Source organism: Sinorhizobium sp. FG01 (assembly GCF_002531875.1).
GTDB lineage: Bacteria > Pseudomonadota > Alphaproteobacteria > Rhizobiales > Rhizobiaceae > Sinorhizobium > Sinorhizobium fredii_C.
The window spans coordinates 187,660-200,470 of the sequence record NZ_NWTB01000010.1 but is presented as its reverse complement, the minus strand read 5'-3'; the positions used below and the strand labels follow the sequence as shown (position 1 = coordinate 200,470).

Below are 12,811 nucleotides of genomic sequence, written 5' to 3'. Positions count from 1 at the left end.
GAGGAGGAAGCGGCGCCGCGGCGCGACAATCATGGTCGGGGCGCCCGGAGCCAGCGAGCTCCGGGCGCAATCGGCTTAGCGGACAAGGATGTTCTTGAACTGCCAGGGGTCCTTGGTGTCGATGTCTTCCGGGAAGAGGCCGGGCCGGCCGTCGAGCGGCGTCCAATCGGTGTAGTGGCCTTCGACCGGACCGAGATAGGGAAGCTGCACTTCGAGGCAGCGCCTGTAGTCCATCTCGTCGGCCTCGACGATGCCGGCCTTCGGGTTCTCCAGCGCCCAGACCATGCCGGCGAGAACGGCGCTCGTCACCTGCAGGCCGGTGGCGTTCTGATAGGGGGCGATGCGGCGGGTTTCCTCCAGCGACAGGCGCGAGCCGTACCAGTAGGCGTTCTTTTCGTGGCCGTAGAGCAGCACGCCGAGTTCGTCGATGCCGTCCTCGAGTTCCGTCTCGTCGAGCACGTGGTGCACCGGTTGCGGCGTGCCGCCGTTGCCGAACATTTCGTGCAGCGACAGGACCGCGTCGTTGGCCGGATGATAGGCATAGTGGCAGGTCGGCCGATAGGTGACTTCGCCGTTCTTGTCGCGGGCGGTGAAGAAGTCGGCGATCGAGATCGATTCGTTATGGGTGACGAGGAAGCCGTATTGCGGACCCGGCGTCGGGCACCAGCTGCGCACGCGGGTGTTGGCGCCCGGCTGCTCGAGGTAGATCGCCGCCTGGCAACCCTTCTTGTGTCTCCTAGCGTTCTTCGGCATCCAGTTCTCATGGGTGCCCCAGCCGAGTTCGGCCGGCTGCATGCCTTCCGAGATGAAGCCTTCGACCGACCAGGTGTTCCAGAAGACGTTGAGCGGCTTCGGGTGCTTGGTGCGCTGGGTGTCGCGCTCGGCGATGTGGATGCCCTTGACGCCGGCCTTCTTCATCAGCTTGGCCCAGCCTTCACGGTCGTCCTGGTGCGGTTCCTCGTATTTGAGGCCGAGATCGTCGGCGAGGTTGAGGAGCGCCTTCTTGACGAACCAGGAGACCATGCCCGGATTGGCGCCGCAGGTCGAAATCGCCGTGGTGCCGCCTGGGTTCTTTTCCTTCTCGCGGCGCACCGTCTCGCGCAGCGCGTAGTTGGTGCGCGCGGCGTTGTCCATCTCGGAGTCGAAATAGAAGCCGAGCCACGGCTCGACGACCGTGTCGATGTAGAGTACGTCGAGCTTGCGGCAGAGCTTGATGATGTCGAGCGACGAGGTGTCGACCGAGAGGTTGACGCAGAAGCCCTGGCCGCCGCCTTCGGACAGGAGCGGCTTCAGCAGTTCCTTGTAATTGTCCTTGGTCACGGCGGCGCGGACGTGGCGGACGCCGTGGCGGGCAAAAATCTCCGTGTCCTTGGCGTCTTCACGGGGCTCCACCACGATCAGCCGGCTCTTGTCGTATTTGAAGTGGCGCTCGATCAGCGGCAAGGTGCCGTGGCCGATCGAACCGAAGCCGATCATCACGATCGGGCCGGTAATCTCGCCATAGACCGGGTAGCTGGTGTCTGCCATTTTTGCGTCTCTCCTGACAAAACGTCTCTGATGCTGCTTGAATGCGCGCGGAACAGCGCGCCTCGGAATCTCGCGTGAGGCCCTAGAGCATAGTTTCGTGTCACAATAAAGGGCCGGCGGGTCAACCGCGATTTCGGATATTGCTTAACCGGCTATCGATAGAAGGGCCGAGATCAGCGCCTCCCGCTTGCTGACGAGGCCCTTGTAGGCCGCCTGCGGCGGCGTCAGGTCGTTCAACTGTCCGATGAAGGCGCGGGCAAGAGCGGCCGCGTCGGGCCTGTTTCTGAGCGCGGCAACCGGGTCGGAATAGATGCGGATGGTGAAGACGATCGCGCCGGTTCGCGGCAGCTTGCGAAGCGTCTGCCTCTCGACGCGAATGAAGGTGCCGTCCTCGGTCAGGTGGACGGCCTCGGCGCCGATGCCCTCGGCCTTCGATTTCGGCAGATGCAGCGCGCCGTCGACATTGACCGCCCAGTTGAAGCGCTCGACGAAGCGGGCCGGCGAGAGATTGTCGAACATGCGGGCGATCAGCTCCGCATTGCGGCTTCCGCGCTCGAAGCCAGGCACCGGGGCGTGAATTTCGTCGAGCGTCCGGCCGAACTTCTCACGGAGAGACCAGGACGACGGAAAGGCGACATAGGCGGCGGTAAGCCGCCATTCGCCGGCCTTGCGTTCGAGGATCGCCAGATCATCCTGGATCAGCGAGCCGGCGATGACGAGAGGAACGTCGTCGTCGAACGCAACGCGGCGGCCGCCGGCGATCATCGTGCCGTTTTCCCGCCGATAAAGCTCGGGGTAGCGGTGCTGGAGGTAGTCGGTCAGAAAATCGAGCAATTCCCACTGGGCCGTGTCGGTCCCGTCCTCGGCCGCGAAGACCTCTTGGCGGCTTGTGGCAAGCAGCCTCGCCTTTTCGCTGAGATAAAAGTCCAGCGCCTCGTCCGGCTCGATCCAGCGATCGGGGTCGAGCTGCGTGAGCCCGATCGTGAAGGGCTTCGACGAACCGTCATAAGGTGTGTGCTTCATGTGCGAATTCGGCACGTTCTGCGACTTAGCCATTTTCCCTTGGTTTCACATGTTGTACGACTTGCCGCAAGCTTTTCGTGCTATAGCTTTAGTTGATCCGTCCGCTTCGCGCCGTGATTGATTTGTTGTTCAAGCTGGAGCAGACCAACCGTGACCGGTGATTACCTCAAGGCCCTGATGGGTTTGCAAGCCCGATCGCCCGTGCTGATCTCGCTCTACGATCAGCACGATCGGCTGCGCTTTGCCAATTCGGCATTCCGTTCCACCTTTCATGTCGGCGCCGACGAGGCGCCGACATGGGAAGAGATCATGCGCCGCAATCACGCGGCAGGCCGGGGCGCAATGCTCGGGATCGACGACATCGAGACCTGGATCGCCACGGCGCTCGCGCGGCGCCGCAGCGTGCCGTCTCGTGCGTCGGAAGCCGAACTGCATGACGGGCGGTCGCTGTGGGTGACCGAGACCGTTGACGAAAAGGGCTGGACGCTCTCCATGGCGGTCGACGTGACCGGGATACGGGAGGAGGAGCGCAAGCACCGGAAGGACAGGGATTTCGCCTTGCGGGATTCGCCGGTGGAGGAACTGGTCCACGTCCCCGACCGCCGCCATACGCTCGGGAAGCTTGCCGAGTTCATCCAGGACTGCGCCGAGAATCCGCAGATGTGGGGTTGCGTGGCGATCGTCGACATCGACTATTTCAAGGCGATCAACGACCGTTACGGCCCGCAGCGCGCCGACGAGGTCCTGCTCGACTTCGCACGCCAGATGCAAGGCTTCGTCCGCCGCTCCGACTGCTTCGGCCGCATCGGCGGCGAGGCGTTCATGCTGATCCTGCCCGACACGACGGTCAGCGAGTCGAACCTCATCCTCGATCGCCTTTTGGAGAAGATACGAGGCGCCAGGCCGCTCTCCAACATTCCGGAGTTTTACTACACGTGTTCGGTCGGACTTGCGGAGTATCGCGACGGCGACAAGGTCAGCGATATCTATTCCCGCGCCAACCAGGCACTCCATCTGGCGAAGCGCGAGGGCCGCGACCGGGTGAAGCGCTACACCCTGCCAGGCTCAGACCACGAGTTCCGCCCGGATCAGACCTCGTAGCGAATTGCCGACATAGAGACGGCCGCGCCGAAGGTCGGCAGCCGACAGCCGCGCCACTCGCGCGCGCCGCTGGCAGATGAGTTCGCTGCGCAGCACGCCGGCGAGCAGACCACAGGCGATCGGCGGCGTCTGCAATATGCCGTCGCCGTCGTCGAGAAAGATCGAGGTGATCGTCCCCTCGCAGATCTCGCCCTTCTCGTTCAGCAGCACCACCTCGTCGGCCTCGGCCGAGGAAAACTCGCTGCGCGCCGTTTCGTAGGCGCCGCGCCGCGTCGTCTTCATGCGAAGCAGCCGGTCCGAAGAATCGAGCCGGGTCGAAGCGATCCGGACACGCCACAGCGCATCGGCCGACAGCGGCACGAACGGCGCGGTCGTAACCGCTATGGCACCCTCGCGGTCGAGCGTAAGGCGGACGCGCAAAGCGCCGCGCGAGTTGCGGACTGCCTCGAACAGCCGCTCCTCGGCCTCCGCGGTGCCGGCAAAACCGAGACGCCTCGCGGACCGCGTCAGTCGGGCAAGGTGCAGCCTAAGGCGGACGAAGCCGGCCTCCGGTTCATAGCGCAGGGTCTCGATCAGCGAGAAATCCGTCATCGGTCGATCTCGGCGTCGCCGACGGCGAAACGCGCCTTCAAGAGGCACTCGTCGTATTCGGCCTCGGCCTTGGAATCGAAGACGATGCCGCCGCCGACATTGAAGATGGCGCGGCCGTCGGGAAATAGCGAAATCGTCCGGATCGCCACATTGAAGCGCATGACGCCGTTCGGCGCGATGAAGCCGATCGCCCCGCAATAGGCATCGCGAGGGCCGGATTCCAGCTCGTGCAGGATTTCCATGGCCCGCATTTTCGGCGCGCCGGTCACGGAGCCGCACGGAAAAAGGGCGGCGAAGATGCCGGCGATCGTAATGTCCGGCAGGAGCCTGGCCCGAACATGGCTCACCATCTGATGAACTGTCGGGTAGGTCTCGATCGCGAAGAGCTTCGGCACATCGAGCGTACCGACCGCGGTGACGCGGGAGATGTCGTTGCGCAGCAGGTCGACGATCATCCGGTTTTCGGCCTGCGTTTTCTCGTCTGCGCGCATCTCGGCGATGATCGCCGCGTCCTCCTCAGCGGTCGCCCCGCGTGGTGCCGTGCCCTTCATCGGATGCGTCTCGATCCAGCCGTCCGCATCGACACGGAAGAAGAGCTCGGGCGAGCGCGACAGCAGGAGCGGCCCGTCGAGCGCCACGAGTGCCCCGTATTTCACCGGCTGGCGTTCGATCAGCGACCAGAAGGCGGCGCGCGGGTCGCCGGACCAGCGCGCGTGGATCGGCATCGTCAGGTTCGCCTGGTAGCAATCGCCCCGTCGCAGGTGCTGGTGCAGCCGCTCGAAGCGTTGGCGATAGGCAGGAAGATCCCAGCCGGCGCGGGCCTCGGAAAGGAACGGTTCGTTTTCCAGGCGTCGGCGCGGCTCGGCGAGGGGGTGGCCTTCCGCCGGCGCGTCGAAGACACCAAAGGACATCAGCGGCGTCTCGCGGTTTTCCTCGGCGAAGGGCGTGAGCTTTTCCTCGAAGAGATGGCCCGCCTCATAGGCCATATAGCCGGCGAGCCATTTGCCGGCACGGCGGGCAGCCTCGAGTTCTGAAAGTCCGCGGCGGAACTCGGCCCGCGTGCGCGCCGTGATCACGCGCGACGGCTCAGCGAAGACTGTCGTGCGGTCTTCGCTGTCGTCCCGGAAGAGGACAAAGGGCGCGTGTTCGATCATCTAAAGCCGTCGCTGTCAGTCGCCGTCCTGGCTGGATCACGCCCTATCAAGCGCTTCCAGCTCGTCGATCAGGCCCTCAATCATCGACAGCCCCTGTGCCCAGAACGACGGATCGGCGGCATCGAGCCCGAAGGGCGCCAGGAGTTCGGAATGATGCTTGGTTCCGCCGGCCTTCAGGAGCTCGAAATACTTCTGCTGGAAGCCGCTTTCGGCGTTGCGATAGACGGCATAGAGCGAGTTCACCAGGCAATCGCCGAAGGCATAGGCATAGACATAGAAGGGCGAGTGGATGAAATGCGGGATATAGGCCCAGTAGGTCTCATAGCCCTCCGAAATCCGGATGGCCGGCCCGAGGCTTTCGCTTTGCACCGAAAGCCAAAGTTCGCCGAGATCGTCGGCCGTCAGTTCTCCCTGCTTGCGCGCCGTGTGGACCTTGCGTTCGAACTCGTAGAAGGCGATTTGCCGCACCACCGTGTTGATCATGTCCTCGACCTTCTGGGCGAGCATCGCCTTGCGCTCGCGCTTGTCCTTGGTGCTGTCGAGCAGCGCGCGGAAGGTCAGCATCTCGCCGAAGACGGAGGCGGTTTCGGCGAGCGTCAGCGGCGTCGACGCCATTAGCGCGCCCTGGCCACCGGCAAGCACCTGGTGGACGCCATGGCCGAGCTCATGGGCTAGCGTCATCACGTCGCGCGGCTTGCCCATATAGTTGACGAGCACGTAAGGATGGACGGACGGAACCGTTGGATGGGCGAAGGCGCCGGGGGCCTTGCCCGGCCGCACCGGCGCGTCGATCCAGCGGTCTTCGAAGAAGCGCCGGGCGATCGAAGCCATTTCCGGCGCGAAGCCGTGATAGGCGGATAGGACCGTGTCCTTCGCCTCGGCCCACGGGATCAGCGCGGTCGGCGTTTCCGGCAGTGGCGCGTTGCGGTCCCAGAACTCCATCTGTTCCATGCCGAGCCACTTGGCCTTCAGCGCGTAATAGCGATGCGACAGACGCGGATAGGCAGTCTTGACCGCCGCAGCGAGCGCGTCCACCACTTCACGCTCGACCCGGTTGGCGAGATGGCGGCTGTCGGCGATGTCCTCGAAGCCGCGCCAGCGGTCCGAGATCTCCTTGTCCTTGGCGAGCGTATTGGTAACGAGGGTAAAGGTGCGGATATTCGCCTTGAAGGTTTCGGCCAGCGCCATGGCTGCCTTCTTGCGGTTTTCGGAGGACGGATCCTGCAGGAGGTTCAAGGTCACCTCCAGCGGCAGCGCTTCGCCATCGACCGAAAAGGTGAGCGAGGCGATCGTCTCGTCGAACAGCCGGTTGAATGCACTTGCCCCGGTCATCGATTTTTCGAGGAAAAGCTGCTCGAGCTTGTCGTCGAGTTGGTAGGGCTTGTCCTTGCGCAGGTCGAGAATCCAGGGCTTGTAGTGGGCAGCGAGGCTGTCCGCCTCGAGCGCCGCATCAATCACCTTGTCGTCGATCCGATTGAGTTCCAGCGAGAAGAACAACAGATGCGCCGATATGTCGGTGAGCTTCGATTGGACGTCGCCATAGAGTTTGCCGTTCGCCGGATTGGACGTATCGGAGAAATAGGTGAGGCCGGCGAAGGAGGCGATGCGGCCCATCAGGTCCTCGAGCGCCTCGAACTCCTTGACGGCCGCGCCGACGCCTTGATCGCCCGTCCTGCCGGCGGCCTCCGCGAGCTTGCCCTTCCACTTGTTCTCGAAGGCGAGCGCGTCGGATTCCGCCTTTGCGAGGTCGGAGCGGAACTCGTCGGAGGTGGCCGAGGCGTAGAGATCCTCGAGCCGCCAGGTGGGCAACTCGCCGAGATCTGCCGCCGGGCGGGCCGCCTGCCCGGCCGGCGTGAGCAGTGGAGAGGGACCGACGGCGGCGAGAAGGGGCGAGGCGAGGGTCATCGGCGGTTCTCTCCTTTTGACCATGGAAGGCAGCGATATGGGGCGCATTGCTACCGCCCGCAATGGCTAAAATGCAAGCATTTCTCAAAACACGATGTTCAGCCCTTTATGGCACGAATGGCTGGCATGATTTGGCACATGAGGCTGGCCAAAGAGTACCGCGTGTCCTGAGCAGGAGGCTTTCGTGACATCCCATATTCTTGTCATCGACGACGATCCGGTGCAGCGCCGTTTGCTGACGAACATGATCGAGCGGCTCGGCCATGTCGCGCATCTCGCCGACAACGGGCGCAGCGGGCTCGAACTGTTGGAACGCAAGGGCGGCATGATCAACCTCATCCTGCTCGATCTGTTGATGCCGGAGATGAATGGCCACGGCTTTCTCGAGGCGCTTGCCGAACGCGGTATCGACACGCCGGTCATCGTCCAGACCGGGCAGGGCGGCATCGAGACGGTCGTGCAGGCGATGCAGGCGGGCGCCTTCGACTTCCTCGTCAAGCCTGTCTCGCCGGAGCGGCTGTCGATCGCCATCGGCAACGTGCTGAAGATGGCGAGCCGCGACGGGCGGGTCAAAACCTCTCGCCGGCCGCGCGGCGGCGCCGTCGGTTTCGACGATATCGTTTCGGCGAGCCCGGCGATGATCCGGGTGCTCGACCTGGCGCGCCGCGCCGCGCAATCGAATATCCCGATCGTGCTCGAGGGTGAATCCGGCGTCGGCAAGGAGATGGTTGCGCGGGCGATCCAGGCGGCAAGCGACCGGGCCGGCAAGCCCTTCGTCACCGTCAACTGCGGTGCCATCCCGCACAATCTCGTCGAGAGCATCCTCTTCGGCCATGAGAAGGGGGCGTTCACCGGCGCGACCGAAAAGCACAGCGGCAAATTCGTCGATGCGGACGGCGGCACGCTCTTCCTCGACGAGATCGGCGACCTGCCGCTCGAGGTTCAGGTGAAGCTGCTGCGCGCCGTCCAGCAGGGCGAGATCGAGACGGTCGGCGCGCGCCAGCCGCAGCGGGTCAATGTGCGGCTGATCTCGGCCACCAACAAGGATCTGATCAACGAGGTGCGCGAAGGGCGCTTCCGCGAGGACCTCTACTATCGCCTCAACGTCTTCCCGATCACCATCCCGGCGCTCCGCCGGCGCAAGGAGGACATTCCCGTCCTGGTGCGCGCCTTCGTCGAGCGTTTCACCGCGGAGCAGAGGCTCAACCACCCCTTGACGGTTTCGAACGGGGCGATGGCGCTGCTGACCGCCTATGACTGGCCCGGCAACATCCGCCAGCTCGAAAACGCCATCTTCCGCGCCGTCGTGCTTGCCGACGGCGGCGACCTCACGGTCAAGGACTTTCCGCAGATCGCCACCCAGATACCGGGCTATGTCGTTGCCGACCGTGGAGGGCTCTCCTGGGGCGAGGCGGGTCCGGACCGCCGCGCGGCTCCCGCCCCTGCGACCGTTCACGTTCCGCGCGCTGAAACTCAGGAAAAGTCCGACTCGTTCGGCGCGATTTCCGAAGGACGGTTCGAGAACGCCATCGCCAGCGTCGATCAGGGCGGCGAAGTGCGCAAGCTTGCCGAGGTCGAGGAGGAACTGATTCGGTTTGCGCTGAAGTTCTATCGCGGCCAGATGAGCCAAGTGGCCCGCAAACTCGGCATCGGGCGCTCGACGCTCTACCGAAAACTCAAGGATTACGGCATCGATCCCGACAATCCACTGCGCGAAGCGGCATAAAATCGACGCATTCACACCTCATTTGCCGTCCAATTCAGTCACCGCCGTTTAGACCTTGTTAGGAAACTGTTCACTATATTATAAGGGGCGGTGACTACTGTGGCATATTTGCCATGCTGTCACCTTATTTGACAGTCATCTGAGACAGCAAAGCACGGTTGTCCGTCGAACGGGGATTGAATGCCAAATTTGTTCGGTTTGGGGGGACCCATCGGTTCCTTGACGCGCAGACTCTGCTCGGCGATCACCCGTAAGGGTCCGCAGATTCTCGCCTCCATTGCCTTGACGTGCTCCCTCGTCACTCCCGGAATGGCGCCGCCGGTCGCGGCCGCCGGCCAGACGCGGACGCTGAAGCTCTATTTCATCCATACCAAGGAAAAGGCGCAGATCACCTTCAAGCGCAACGGCCGTTACGATGCGAAGGGCCTGCAGCAGATCAACCGGTTCCTGCGCGACTGGCGGCGCAACGAGCCGACCAAGATGGACCCGCGCCTCCTAGACCTCATCTGGGAAGTCTACCAGAAGAGCGGTTCGCGCGACTATATCCACGTCGTCTCTGCCTATCGCTCGCCCGCCACCAACGGCATGTTGCGATCCCGTTCGAAGGGCGTCGCCAAGAAGAGCCAGCACATGCTCGGCAAGGCGATGGACTTTTACCTGCCCGACGTTAGGCTCAAGACGCTGCGCGAGATCGGCATGAAGTTCCAGGTCGGCGGCGTCGGCTATTATCCGACCTCCGGATCGCCCTTCGTGCACATGGACGTCGGCGGCGTGCGCGCCTGGCCGCGCATGACCCGCAACGAGCTCGCCCGCCTCTTCCCCGATGGCAAGACGATGCACATTCCGGCCGACGGCAAGCCGCTACCGGGCTTCCAACAGGCGGTTGCCGATTACAAGCGGCGCGTCGGCGCGTCGGCGATCGAGGTGGCCGGCGGTGGCGCGAAGGGGCCGGGCGACGTTGGCACCGGCAAGCGCCGCAATCTCTTCGCCGCGCTCTTCGGCGGCGGCGGGGACGAGGATGAAGAACCGACGGCGATTGCCGCCGGCGCGGGCGAAGGCGGCGACGAGGGAGTTCCGGCCAAGGCCCAGACCGCCTCGGCGCCCGCCGGTCAGGAGGCGCTGCCGGGTGTCGCCGGTTCGGTCGCCGGTGCGCCGGCCGACGATCAGCAGAATATCAACGCGCCCGTGCCCGCCGTGCGACCGGCCTTCAAGAATGCGCCGGCCGAAAGCGGCGTAGCGGTCGCGCTCGTTGCACCGGAAAAGAACAGCGCCCAGGAGGCGCTCGCCGCGGCCATGCCGCAGACCGGGCAAACGCCATCGGAATATGCGGATCTCAGCACGCTGAAGGTTCCGGTCCCGCAGATGCGTGAGAACACGCTCATGGCCGGCGAAACGCTCGTGGCCTCTGCCGACGGCCAGACGGCCGAACTCGGCTTCGTGCCGGTGCCGGGAATGCGTCCAGCCGGACAGGCTGCGCTCGCCGCCGTCGCCGCGGCCGATGTCACCGCCCCGCTCGTTGAGGAGCGCCCGGTCGCGGCCGCATCCGTGGCCGAGACGATCGCCATGGCCCGGCCGCCTGAAACGCGTGTCGCGCTCGCTGCCCCGACGGTCGACGAGCATGCTGCACCGGCGGTCCAAATGGCCGCCTATGCGCCGCAGCCCGACAGCAGCTCGCGGGCCTCGATCTTCGACAGCGCCTTCGACACCGAGGCGGACCTGCCTTCGAAGGGCGCGCGCCCGAAGCGGCAGGATGCGGAAGCGGCAAGCCGCTCCTCCGTTCGGACTGAGCCGAAGCTGACGAAGAAGATCATTTCCGAATGGGCGCTTTCGACCGGCCGCGTCGCCACGCTGTCGAAGCCGGTCAAAGCGCCGCGCTTCGTCAGCAGCTCGCTCAGGGCCGCGCCGACGACCGTCTATGCGGCCGGCTTCAACAGCAATGCCGGCGCCACGGTCGATACGGCTCGCTTCAGCGGCACTGCGGTGAATTTCATGGAAGTGAAGAAGTTCAGTACCAACTGAGGTCCTTCTCCCGGACACAGAAAAAGCCCGCCAGGTCTGAACTGACCGGCGGGCTTTTTCATTCAGCCTGATCGGGCTTAAGCGGCCTCGTCGGCGGCGGGAACCATGCCCAGTGCCTGCAGATAGGTGTCGAGGATTGCCTCCTGCTCCATGCGCTCGTCGGCGTCCTGCTTGCGGATCGAAATGACCTTGCGCAGGATCTTCGTGTCGAAGCCCATCGACTTGGCTTCACCATAGACATCCTTGATGTCGTCGGCGATCGTCTTCTTTTCTTCTTCCAGCCGCTCGATCCGTTCGATGAAAGCGCGAAGCTGATCGCGTGCGAAGCCTTGAGCATCGGACATGGTCTTCTCCTTTTGGGGAATGAATTCTAGTGCTGTGACCTGCCGCGAACGGCAGGCGAGGTCAAGGGCGATTGCGCAACAGGTAGGGCAATTCCTTCCCGCGCCGTCGCCGAAGAGGGCCGCAGATGTGGATTGATGTGGATACGGCGGAAAACGGCCGCTATTCCTTCGGGCGATTGCGCTCGAACGCCGCCTGCTGCTCCGCGGACGCGTCCTTCTGATAAAGCGCGCGCCATTCCTCATAGGGCATGCCGTAGACGATCTCGCGCGATTCATCCTTGGTCATCGATATGCCCGAGGCTTCGGCCGCTTCCCGGTACCAGTTCGAGAGGCAGTTGCGGCAAAAACCGGCGAGGTTCATCAGATCGATGTTCTGGACGTCGCCGCGCTCGCGCAGATGCTCGATCAGCCGGCGGAAGGCCGCGGCCTCGAACGCGATACGCTGCTCCTTGCTGAGCTCGGTCATGTTATGTCTCCGTTTGTCAGCCATCATAGGCACCGGTTCGCGAAGGATAGCGCTGATAGGCGTGGAGCGCCGGCATGTCGTTGAGCTCCGCGAGGATCGGCGCCAGCCGCTCGGCCCAGGCAGTGACGCCCGCCATGTCGGAGATCAGGTCCTGTCTCACCTCGATCAATGCGTGAGCGATGCCCGGCACCATGCAATGGCGGTACATCGTATCGCCCCTCAGCGCGCCGTCATAGGGCTCGTTGTTGCCGACGACGATGTCGCCGGCGCTCTCGAGTCTTTCGATCAGTGGAAAGACGGCGCGGGGGTCGTTGTCCCAGAGCACCGCCGCGTGCCAGGGGCGCGCGATACCCTTCCAGGCAGGCGTGAAGGAATGCAGCGAGATCACCAGAGGCGCCTTTCCGCTCGCCGCAGCGGCCTCGGCGATCGTTTGCGAGACCGCCTCGTGGTAGGGCCGGTGGAACCGGTTCAGCCGGTTCTGCCATTCCTCGTCGGTGATCGGGTGGTTGCCCGGAATGACGGCGCCGTCCGAGATCTTCATGATCAGCGTCGGATCGTCCTCACCGCGGTTTGGGTCGATCAGCAGACGCGAGAAGCAGCCGAGGACTGCCGGTGCTTCGAGGGCCGCCGACAATTGCCGCACCAATGGCTCGATGCCGATATCATAGGCGATGTGGCGTTCGAAGGCGCTGTCGGCAAGGCCGAGTCGCCCGTATTCCGGGGGAAGCCGGTTCATGGCGTGGTCGGCCAGAAGGACGAGGCCGTTTTCGCGCTTGCCGCCGATGATTTCATAGGGGGAGAAGTGCCGCATTCCGATCCTGTGTCGCTCTCCAACGCTCCGCACCTGATCGCACGCAAAATTGCGGCTCGCAATAAAAAGCCGTGAGTTCAGCGCCTTCTGTCACAGGAATGGCAAATATAATCGATTAGAGTTGCGTTGACTTTCCCGGCTGGC

The 12,811-nt window shown here is 64.0% G+C and carries 11 protein-coding genes; 3 read left to right on the top strand and 8 right to left on the bottom strand.

All coding sequences use genetic code 11. The annotated features are described in order from the left end of the window. Positions 1 to 75 precede the first annotated feature (75 nt). Positions 76 to 1,527 carry a homospermidine synthase gene (locus CO656_RS18550; protein WP_037420244.1) on the bottom strand — a complete coding sequence of 484 codons (1,452 nt, stop codon included), beginning with the start codon at positions 1,525 to 1,527 and terminating at the stop codon, positions 76 to 78. A 144-nt stretch (positions 1,528 to 1,671) separates the two neighbouring features. Next, complete coding sequence (locus CO656_RS18545) at positions 1,672 to 2,583, bottom strand: DUF3445 domain-containing protein (protein WP_097526675.1); 912 nt, start codon at positions 2,581 to 2,583, stop codon at positions 1,672 to 1,674. A 117-nt stretch (positions 2,584 to 2,700) separates the two neighbouring features. On the opposite strand from CO656_RS18545, the gene CO656_RS18540 reads away from it, so the two are divergent. Further along, a complete protein-coding gene (locus CO656_RS18540; protein ID WP_097526674.1) occupies positions 2,701 to 3,651 on the top strand; it encodes a sensor domain-containing diguanylate cyclase in 951 nt (316 codons plus the stop codon). Here CO656_RS18540 and CO656_RS18535 read toward each other — a convergent pair. From CO656_RS18535 to CO656_RS18525, 3 genes are read right to left on the bottom strand one after another with little or no spacing between them, the layout of a single operon-like run. Next, positions 3,616 to 4,242 carry an aminotransferase class IV family protein gene (locus tag CO656_RS18535; RefSeq protein WP_097526673.1) on the bottom strand — a complete coding sequence of 209 codons (627 nt, stop codon included), beginning with the start codon at positions 4,240 to 4,242 and terminating at the stop codon, positions 3,616 to 3,618. The two genes, CO656_RS18540 and CO656_RS18535, sit on opposite strands and share 36 nt — an antisense overlap. Beyond that, positions 4,239 to 5,396 carry an aminodeoxychorismate synthase component I gene (locus CO656_RS18530; protein WP_097526672.1) on the bottom strand — a complete coding sequence of 386 codons (1,158 nt, stop codon included), beginning with the start codon at positions 5,394 to 5,396 and terminating at the stop codon, positions 4,239 to 4,241. Before CO656_RS18530 ends, CO656_RS18535 begins: the two co-directional genes overlap by 4 nt. 36 nt (positions 5,397 to 5,432) lie before the next feature. Continuing rightward, positions 5,433 to 7,301: a M3 family oligoendopeptidase gene (locus CO656_RS18525; protein ID WP_097526671.1), complete on the bottom strand. Its 1,869-nt coding sequence runs from the start codon at positions 7,299 to 7,301 to the stop codon at positions 5,433 to 5,435. A 184-nt stretch (positions 7,302 to 7,485) separates the two neighbouring features. Here CO656_RS18525 and CO656_RS18520 point away from each other — a divergent pair, with 184 nt between their 5' ends. Together CO656_RS18520 and CO656_RS18515 are read left to right on the top strand one after the other, a co-directional pair. After that, positions 7,486 to 9,027, top strand: coding sequence for a sigma-54 dependent transcriptional regulator (locus tag CO656_RS18520; RefSeq protein ID WP_097526670.1), 1,542 nt, complete (start codon positions 7,486 to 7,488; stop codon positions 9,025 to 9,027). A 180-nt stretch (positions 9,028 to 9,207) separates the two neighbouring features. After that, positions 9,208 to 11,046, top strand: a complete 1,839-nt coding sequence (locus CO656_RS18515; RefSeq protein ID WP_097526669.1) for a DUF882 domain-containing protein — start codon at positions 9,208 to 9,210, stop codon at positions 11,044 to 11,046. A gap of 77 nt (positions 11,047 to 11,123) precedes the next feature. Here CO656_RS18515 and CO656_RS18510 read toward each other — a convergent pair whose 3' ends face one another. The 3 genes from CO656_RS18510 to CO656_RS18500 form a co-directional block, all read right to left on the bottom strand. Beyond that, positions 11,124 to 11,390 carry a DUF2312 domain-containing protein gene (locus CO656_RS18510; protein ID WP_037389186.1) on the bottom strand — a complete coding sequence of 89 codons (267 nt, stop codon included), beginning with the start codon at positions 11,388 to 11,390 and terminating at the stop codon, positions 11,124 to 11,126. A gap of 160 nt (positions 11,391 to 11,550) precedes the next feature. Further along, positions 11,551 to 11,856, bottom strand: coding sequence for a DUF1244 domain-containing protein (locus tag CO656_RS18505; RefSeq protein WP_037420220.1), 306 nt, complete (start codon positions 11,854 to 11,856; stop codon positions 11,551 to 11,553). A 16-nt stretch (positions 11,857 to 11,872) separates the two neighbouring features. Continuing rightward, positions 11,873 to 12,667, bottom strand: coding sequence for an N-formylglutamate amidohydrolase (locus CO656_RS18500; protein ID WP_097526668.1), 795 nt, complete (start codon positions 12,665 to 12,667; stop codon positions 11,873 to 11,875). Between the last annotated feature and the right edge of the window lie 144 nt (positions 12,668 to 12,811).